Origin of the sequence: Blautia sp. MSK18_10 (assembly GCF_020553185.1) — a bacterium.
Classification (GTDB): Bacteria; Bacillota; Clostridia; order Lachnospirales; family Lachnospiraceae; genus Blautia_A; species Blautia_A wexlerae.
The window spans coordinates 1-1,044 of record NZ_JAJCGT010000112.1; the positions used below are offsets into that span (position 1 = coordinate 1).

1 protein-coding gene is annotated in these 1,044 nt (G+C 38.2%); it reads right to left on the bottom strand.

Annotation, left to right across the window (positions count from 1 at the left end; translation table 11 throughout):
* Positions 1-451: 451 nt before the first annotated feature.
* Positions 452-934 carry a group II intron maturase-specific domain-containing protein gene (locus LI074_RS18040; protein ID WP_055060063.1) on the bottom strand — a complete coding sequence of 161 codons (483 nt, stop codon included), beginning with the start codon at positions 932-934 and terminating at the stop codon, positions 452-454.
* Positions 935-1,044 lie beyond the last annotated feature (110 nt).

Genomic DNA, 1,044 nt, shown 5'->3' on the forward strand with positions numbered 1-1,044 from the left:
CAATAATTTTTTCAGCCAATTTATTATGAAGACTATTGCCAAATTCATCAATGATCAGCATTCCGGCATTTTCTATTACCCTGATCAGATGAGGCATCAAATCGGCAAATACCTGGTTTCCCTGCGATTCGCCCTTGTTGCCATAGAGCAATTCCACTTCTTCGTTTCAGGATTAATCCTTAATAACTGACAACTTCTAATATTAATATATTTATGAAAGAATTCTTCCAACAATTCAAGCGATCCACAATATTCAAACTCTATTGCGCTAAACTCCAATGTCACATTACATTTATAGACTTTTCATCAACTTTTTACTAATTCATTATTTTATTTATCGGTTAGTTAGATGTCGAGTAGACGCACCCCTTGCGGTCGTACGCCCCTCACAGAATCCGGACTTGCGGCTTTCCCGCATCCGGCTCTTTGCGAAACGAATCGTTCACATTTATCAATTATATACACTGACATATATTCGGGGTCTTACCAGTGGATAGCTGTTATCTATCATATTCAGAAATTCTACCCAGTTGTAGCTTTTCTTTTGACTCCTCCGATTTAGACAGTAGAATAAACTTTTCATTACGTGGTATCGAAATGCTGTTATTCTTTCTGTATTGTCTGTGATTCCATAGTAATGGTAATAACCAGTCAGTATCTGATTGAGTTTAGCAGTAATCTCTTTCAGTTTCCATGTTTTCATGTGTCCCATCAGTTGATTTATTTCTCTACATTTCTTCGCAAACTTCTTCTTACTGGTTTTCCTCTTCACTCTGAATCTACCATTCTTGCTTTTGGAACAGTAGTGTGTAAAACCTAGGAAAGTAAAGGTACCTGGCTTCGTTCCACTTTTACTGCATCTTTCCTTTGCGTATCGTCCGAACTCTATCAGCCTGCTCTTTTCTTCTTCAAGGCTTAATCCAAAGTGTCCCATTCTATGTTTTAAGTGTTCATAGAACCATACTGCATCTGATTTGTATTGGAATGTCACCACAAAGTAGGTAGACCCAAGGAACCTCCCCTTGAGTCCCCATCAGAACCGTA

Excerpts from the sequence above, each read along its gene's own strand:
- LI074_RS18040 (WP_055060063.1), bottom strand. The coding sequence starts at position 934 with ATGGGACACTTTGGATTAAGCCTTGAAGAAGAAAAGAGCAGGCTGATA.